6 protein-coding genes and 1 pseudogene are annotated in these 7,110 nt (G+C 70.4%); 1 reads left to right on the top strand and 6 read right to left on the bottom strand.

The window, feature by feature from the left end:
* From ACWGDE_RS33915 to ACWGDE_RS33890, 6 genes and pseudogenes are all read right to left on the bottom strand, one after another.
* A pseudogene (locus ACWGDE_RS33915) lies at nt 1–509 on the bottom strand (type VI secretion protein); the annotation flags it as partial.
* A gap of 1 nt (nt 510) precedes the next feature.
* Nucleotides 511–1,926, bottom strand: a complete 1,416-nt coding sequence (locus tag ACWGDE_RS33910; protein ID WP_453392897.1) for an ATP-binding protein — start codon at nt 1,924–1,926, stop codon at nt 511–513.
* A 19-nt stretch (nt 1,927–1,945) separates the two neighbouring features.
* Nucleotides 1,946–3,511, bottom strand: coding sequence for an SCO6880 family protein (locus tag ACWGDE_RS33905; RefSeq protein ID WP_453392896.1), 1,566 nt, complete (start codon nt 3,509–3,511; stop codon nt 1,946–1,948).
* On the bottom strand, nt 3,508–4,830 hold the full coding sequence (locus ACWGDE_RS33900) for a hypothetical protein (RefSeq protein ID WP_453392895.1): 1,323 nt from the start codon (nt 4,828–4,830) through the stop codon (nt 3,508–3,510). The genes ACWGDE_RS33905 and ACWGDE_RS33900 overlap by 4 nt, the downstream gene beginning before the upstream one ends.
* Nucleotides 4,820–5,659: a hypothetical protein gene (locus tag ACWGDE_RS33895; RefSeq protein WP_453392894.1), complete on the bottom strand. Its 840-nt coding sequence runs from the start codon at nt 5,657–5,659 to the stop codon at nt 4,820–4,822. The genes ACWGDE_RS33900 and ACWGDE_RS33895 overlap by 11 nt, the downstream gene beginning before the upstream one ends.
* An 84-nt stretch (nt 5,660–5,743) precedes the next feature.
* A complete protein-coding gene (locus ACWGDE_RS33890) occupies nt 5,744–6,052 on the bottom strand; it encodes a hypothetical protein (RefSeq protein ID WP_136213834.1) in 309 nt (102 codons plus the stop codon).
* 409 nt (nt 6,053–6,461) lie between these two features.
* On the opposite strand from ACWGDE_RS33890, the gene ACWGDE_RS33885 reads away from it, so the two are divergent.
* Entirely contained in the window at nt 6,462–7,070 is a 609-nt protein-coding gene (locus ACWGDE_RS33885; RefSeq protein WP_453392893.1) for a hypothetical protein, read from the top strand.
* The last annotated feature ends 40 nt before the right edge of the window (nt 7,071–7,110 follow it).

The following is a 7,110-nucleotide window of genomic DNA, read 5'->3' as shown; positions in this document are numbered from 1 at the left end:
CCGGGGCTCCGCCCCGGACCCGTTGCCGTCCGCGGCGCCGCTGCCGGGGGCCGGCCCCCGGACCCCCGCGCCTCAAACGCCGGCGGGGCTGGATTTGGTTGCGGCGCTGGATTGGCCGGCGGGGGTGGAGTTGTCTGTGGCGTTGGGTGTTGGTTTCTGCGGCGGGATTTGGTGCGGGTGATGATGCCCAGGATGAAGATCGTCAGGACTAGGAGGATCAGGAGCTGGCTGATGAAGAGGCCCCAGAAGAGGCCCCAGTTGGAGAGGGACTCGGCGGGGGTGTCCGGCCAGGCGGCCGGGATGTCGTGGGGTTGAGCTATCAGCGAGCGGACCGCGGTCGGGGTGCGGGTGAAGGTGACCTTGTCCGGCCAGGCGCCCTTGGTGAAGAGGGCGGCCAGGCCGGTGGAGGTCCAGATCAGGACGGCAAGGCCGAGGAGGAAGGCCAGGAGGCCCACGAGGAGGCCGTCCGGGATGCCGCCCTGGGGGGTGCGGTCCGTGCGGTCGGGCATGTCAGGCCACCGTTGTCGCCGAGCCGCCGCCGTTGCGGTGGCGTTCCATCAGAAGCGCTCGTTCTTCTGTTTCCAGTTCGGCGGCCAGGAGGTCGTCGGGGAGCCGGTGCTGGGCCGAGGATTCGGTCATGGCGCGGTCCGTGTAGACCAGGGGGCGTTCGGCTTCGGTGATCAGGTGTTTGACGACCTGGACGTTGCCGTTGACGTCCCAGACGGCGATGCCGGGGGTGAGCGTCGGGATGATCTCCACCGCCCAGCGCGGGAGACCCAGGACGCGGCCCGTGGCGCGGGCCTCGTCCGCCTTCTGGGCGTAGATCGTGCGGGTCGAGGCCATCTTGAGGATCGCTGCCGCTTCGCGGGCCGCCGCGCCGTCGACCACGTCCGAGAGGTGGTGGACCACGGCCACGAAGGACAGGCCGAGGCGGCGGCCGAACTTGAGGAGGCGTTGGAACAGCTGGGCCACGAAGGGGCTGTTGATGATGTGCCAGGCCTCTTCGACCAGGAAGATGCGCTTCTTGCGGTCCGGGCGGATCCAGGTGTGTTCCAGCCACACGCCGACGATCGCCATCAGGATCGGCATCGCGATGGAGTTGCGGTCGATGTGGGAGAGGTCGAAGACGATCAGGGGGGCGTCGAGGTCGATGCCGACCGTCGTCGGGCCGTCGAACATGCCGCGGAGGTCGCCGTCGACCAGGCGGTCGATGACGAGCGCGACGTCGAGGCCCCAGGCCCGGACGTCGTCTATGGCCACGTTCATCGCGAGGGCGGATTCGGGCTCCGGATGGCGCAGTTGTTCCACGATGTCGGTGAGGACCGGCTGGCGGTCCGTGATCGTCTCCACCACGTACGCGTGCGCGACCTTGAGCGCGAAGCCCGAGCGTTCGTCGAGGCCGTGGCCCATGGCGACTTCGATGATGGTCCGGAGCAGCGCGAGCTGACCCGTCGCGGTGATCGCGGGGTCGAGGGGGTTGAGGCGGATCCCGTCGTCGTTGGCGGCGATGGGGTCCAGGCGGATGGGGGTTATCCCCAGCTGCTGGGCGATGAGGTTCCACTCGCCGACGCCGTCCTCGCCCTGGGCGTCCAGGACCACCACCTGGCGGTCCCGGAAGCGCAGTTGGCGTAGGACGTAGGTCTTCTCCAGGGCCGACTTGCCGTTGCCCGACTCGCCCAGGACCAGCCAGTGGGGGGCCGGGAGCTGCTGGCCGTACAGCTGGAAGGGGTCGTAGATGTAGCCCTTGCCGCTGTAGACCTCACGGCCGATGATCACGCCGGAGTCGCCGAGTCCGGGGGCGGCGGTGGGGAGGTAGACCGCTTGGGCCTGGCCCGTGGAGGTACGGACGGGCAGGCGCGTGGTTTCGACCTTGCCGAACAGGAAGCTGGTGAAGGCGTCCGTCAGGGCGGACATGGGATCTCGCATGGGCGGCCATTCCCTCCAGCTAGCGTCGGATGCCGGTGGCGAACGGCAAGGTGTTGACGAAGGCGCGGTGGTGCTCGCGGTCACACCATTCGAGCTTCAGGTACGACTTGCCCGCCGAGGCGCGGATGGTCCGCTTGTCCCGGGCGAGGGCTTCGGGTGAGCGCGAGGACACCGTGATGTACCCGACCAGGTTGACTCCCGCCGCACCGCTCGCGAGATCTTCACCCCGCTGGTCGAGCCGGCCGTGGGCGGCGATGTCGCGGGGGTCGACGGTGCGGTTCATCTTCGCGGCGCGGCTGGCGTCGGCCTCGTCGTTGGTCTTCTCGGTGAGCATGCGCTCGATGGCGATCTCGGTGGGCTCCAGGTCCATGGTGACGGCGACCGTGCGGATCACGTCGGGGGTGTGGACGAGGAGGGGCGCGAGGAAGTTCACGCCGACCGGAGTCATCGGCCATTCCTTGATCCACGCCGTGGCGTGGCACCAGGGGGCGCGGGTGGAGGACTCGCGGGTCTTGGCCTGGAGGTAGGTGGGTTCCACCGCGTCGAGTTCGGCCGGCCAGGCGTTGCGCTTGGTCATGGCCTGGATGTGGTCGATGGGGTGGTCCGGGTCGTACATGGAGTGGACGAGGGAGGACAGCCGGCCCTGGCCCAGCGGCTGGCGGACACGGATGTCGGCCTCGGCGAGGCGGGCGCAGATGTCGGTGAGTTCGCGGGCCATGACGATGGCGAGGCCGGCGTCGCGGTCGAGCTTGCGGCCCTTGTGCGGGGTGGCCGCGCGGGCGATGGTGTGGGCCTCGGCGGCGAGTTCGCGCGTGAAGTGGATGCAGGCGACGAGGTACGCGCGGTGCTGCTCGGAGGAGGTGGACACCATCGACTGGAGCTGGTCGTACGAATCGCGCAGCCAGGCGGGGGCGTTGGTGTCGCCGCGCAGGGCGACGTCCTTGTCGTGGGCCTCGGGGTCGGCGGGCAGGGTGCGTACGAGCATCTGCAGGCGGGTGACGAACCCGTCGCCGTTGGCCACGTGCTTGAGGAGGGTGCCGAAGCGGTCCACGAGGGCCTCTTGGTCCTCGCTGTCGCGCAGGCCGACGCCGGGGCCCTCGATCTCGATGGCGGCGGTGACGGTTCTGCGGTCCGCGTGGAGCAGGACGGCGATCTCGTCGGGGCCGAAGGGGGCGGCGAGCCAGTTGATGCGGCCGATGCCCGGGGGCGGGCCGACCTCGACCTCGCGGCCGTCGGCGGCGCGGATGCCGGCCTCCATGGCGCCCGAGCGGAACGTGGTACCGCGGCGCAGGGTGCGCTTGTAGCTGCGGTTGATCTCGAACCAGCGGTAGAAGGTGCGGCCGCGGTACGGGACGTAGACGGCGGCGAGCGCGAGCATCGGGAAGCCGGCGAGGGTGACGATGCGCAGGGTGAGGTCGGGGACGAGCAGTCCGCTCATCATGCCGAGGAACGCGCCGGCGATGATCAGGGCGATCTCGCCGGTCTCGCGGTTCTTGCCGACGATCGCGTTCGGCCGGGCCCGGCCGATGAGATACGTGCGGCGGGGCGCGACCGGGTGGAGCTGGTGGTGGGACTGGGTCGTCACCGCCCGTCACCTCCTGTGTTCCTCGTGCTGGAGCCCGTACGGGGCGGGGGTGCGGCGGCCGGGCCGGCCCCGCCGCTTCCGCCGCCGGAGCCGCGGCTGCTGTGTGCGGCCATGCCTCCGGAGATCTGGTTGGCGTCGCCGCCACCGCCGCCGCTCGCGCGGTGGGCGCCGCCACCGCCGCCTCGGCTGCTGTGGGTCTTGATGCCCTGGGAGACGAGGGAGGCGGGGGAGCTGATGACGGCGGCCGCCTGGGCGCCGTCGGTGGCCTTGCTGCGGCTGGTGCGGGCGGAGGCGATCTCGTCGCCGAAGCCGGGTACGAAGCGGTAGATCATCGCGGAGGCGAAGATCGCCAGGAGGATGATGGCGAGGCCGGAGACGACGGCGGAGAAGGCATTGGGGCCCTTGTCGCCCGCCAGGGCCCCGGCGAGGCCGAGGACGATGACGATGACCGGCTTCACGAGGATGACGGCGATCATGATGCCCGCCCAGCGGCGGACGTGGCCCCAGAGGTTGCGGTCGACGAGGCCGGCGTAGACGACGGTGCCGAGGAGGGCGCCGACGTAGAGCAGCGCGGCGCGGATCACGAGCTCGAGGCAGAGGATGCCGGCGGCGACGACGGTGACGAGCGCGACGACGATCAGCATGATCGGGCCGCCGCCGATGTCGTCGCCCTTCTTGAGGGCCTCGGCGAAGGAGCCGAAGAAGACGTCGGTCTGGCCGCCGGTGGCGGAGGCGATGACCTCGGTGACGCCGTCGGTGGCGGAGACGACGGTGTAGAGGATCAGGGGGGTGAAGGCGGAGGCCAGCACGGTGAGCCAGAGGAAGCCGATGGCTTCCGACATGGCGGTGGCGAAGGGGACGCCGCGGATGGCTCGTTTGGCGACGGCGAAGAGCCAGAGGACGAGGGTGAGGATGGTGGAGGCGGCGAAGACGATGGCGTACTGCTTGAGGAAGGCGCCGTTGGTGAAGTCGACGTTGGCGGTGCCGTTGACCGCCTTGCTGAGTTCGCCGACGATCCAGGCGGCGGCGTCTGCGCAGCCCTTGGCGAGGGAGGAGAGGGGGTTGAGGGCGTCGGTGGGGTCGCTGGGGGCGAGGCCCGTTCGGGGGGGTTGGGTGGCGCCTTCGCCTCGTTCGCAGTATTCCCTGGCCGGGCCCGCGATCAGCGCGCAGGCGTCCTTGCTCGCACTCGGTGCCGGGGACGGCGTCGGCGTCGGTGTGGGTGCGGCGGCCGCGCGCGCGGCGAGGAGGATGACCGCGGTCTGAACGGCCGCTGCCGTGGCACCGATGCCGCGGAGTGAGGGCCTTCGGCTACCGGGCATAGGTAAAGCCTCCGAATTCGGTGACGGCGCGGCCGATCTCGTCGGAGGTGGATACGGGGTTGTCGCCGGTGACCGGGGTGGGACCGTCGGTCTGGGCGGTTTCGACGACCTTCCAGTCGGAACCGTTCCACTTGAGGGTCAGCGAGATGGTGAACCAGCCGTTGGTCACGGGCCGGGTGGACTTCTCGCCGGTCAGGCCGAACATGCCGATGCACCAGACGTCGACCGTGGCGTTCCCGCCGGAGAAGCTCTTGACCTTGGCGCCGACCGGCACGGTCCGGTTGACGAACGTGGAACCGGTCGGGGCGAAGCCGTCCTTGGTCAGGCCGATCTGGGAGAGCAGCCCGGCGGAGTAGTCCGCGTCGAATCCGCTCTGCAGCTTCGTCCGGGTGCTCTCGTCCGCGACGGCGTCCACGATGGCGTGTCTGCGCGCAGGATTGAACATGCCGTCAGAACCCAGTGCCACGGCATAGTTCGACGCCGCCGACTGGGCGCCCTGCTGATCCTGCGGGAAACCGGAGGGAATCCCGGACGACTTGCTCCCCACCGGCGGGACGCCCGTGGCTGCCGTTGGGTTGGGGGCCTGGGGTTTGTCCGAGGCGGGTGGGGTGGTGGTGGGGGAGTGGGACTGGTTCGCGAAGGCGATGGCTGCGATCAGGAGGACCACCACGCCGACGACCGCGATCAGGCCGCGCGAGGCGCGGGGGGTGCGGCGGGGGGTTCCGTACGGGTCCGAGGCGGATTCCGGGAAGCGGGTACGGGTCTGGCCCGTGCCGCCGACCTCGCCGTGGCCCGCGCCGCCGCCACCGTATTGGTCGTCGCTGCTCATTGGGTGTTCGCCCCCTCCGCCTCGTACGACGGTAGCGCTGGTATCCGCGCAGGCGCGGCGTGGTGGGTCCTCATCGGGCTCTGGCTAGACGGCCATTCCGTACACGATGGTGAAGAGGGTGCCGAGGGAGCCGATGATGAAGACGCCCGTCAGGCCGGCCACGATGAGGCCCTTGCCCTGTTCCGCGCTGAAGGTGTCGCGCAGTGCGGTCGCGCCGATGCGCTGTTTGGCCGCGCCCCAGATGGCGATGCCGAGGCAGAGCAGGATCGCGACGGCCATGACCACCTCGACCATGACCTTCGCTTCGTTGCCGAGACTGCCGAACGGCCCCCAGTTCGGGGCGATTCCGCCGATGATGGTGGTGATGTCGCCTTTTTCGGCTGCCAGGATCATGTAACTCACCGCCCCTGTATGGGTAGTTCCGGTAGCCCTCGCCCGGACGGCAGGGGTCACGCACTATCTTCGCTGATGAAACCGCCGTCGTATGTCGACTTGGCAGCTCTCTTTACCCGATCTGTCGCGCCGGGTTCCGCTCGTATGCCCTGACCTGGGCTCGGGCGGCGTGTGGGGGAAAGAACGTATGGTCACTCTGTGTATCACGAGGGGTGACCGCGGGCAATGATTGTCGTCTCGCCGTACGGGGTGCCCGCCGACGGGCCGCCGTTCGGCGCAACGGGGGTGCGTGTCGTTCGGCCATCCCGATGACATATGTCCGACATTCCGTCAGTCGTTCCATCCCGGTGGGTGGTTGCGGGGGATGCTCCACGTCGTTCGGTACGGCGGTGTGAGGAGTGGGCGACGGATGGGTTACTTCAGCGAGGCGGGGCGGCGGGCGGCCTGGGTGGCCGGCGGGTTCGTCCTGCCGTTGGCCCTGGTGCTCACGGGTGTCTCGGTTCCGGTGGCGGCGGCGGCCGGTGGTGGTTCGTGCACGCAGTCCGTCGGGGCGGACGGGGTGCGGTCGGCCAAGGGCGCGAAGGCCGCCGCGAGCGCGAAGGCCGCCAAGCGGTCGGTGCCGGCGACCGGTGGCGGCGGGTGTCCGGGGCCGCGCGGGCCGAAGGGCGACCGCGGGCCGAAGGGCGACCGGGGTCCGGCCGGGCCGTGCGTCGACATGGACTCGGTCAAGGCGCAGGGCGATCAGGAGCTCAGTGCGGCGCTGAGCCGGGGGCGGGCGCACATCGGCCGGCGGACCGTGGTCGGGACGGGGGTGGGTCCGTACTCCTGGAAGGACCTCACCACGCCGGCCAATCCGGGTTTCCCGAAGGACGCGTGCGGGGTGTCCATCACCTTCACCGGCTACCGGGCGTACGTGAAGGTGCTGACGACGGGCGGGGACGTCTCCGAGATCTTCTGTGACTACTCGGCCGCGGGCGTCGTGTGCCCGCTCGGCTGGCAGGCGGTCGTCAGGCCCTGACGGCCGGCTTCCCCGCCGGTGCCGCGCCCGGGGCACGAGC

It is taken from the genome of Streptomyces sp. NPDC054956 (assembly GCF_053609185.1).
This window is presented reverse-complemented; position numbering and strand designations above follow the sequence as displayed.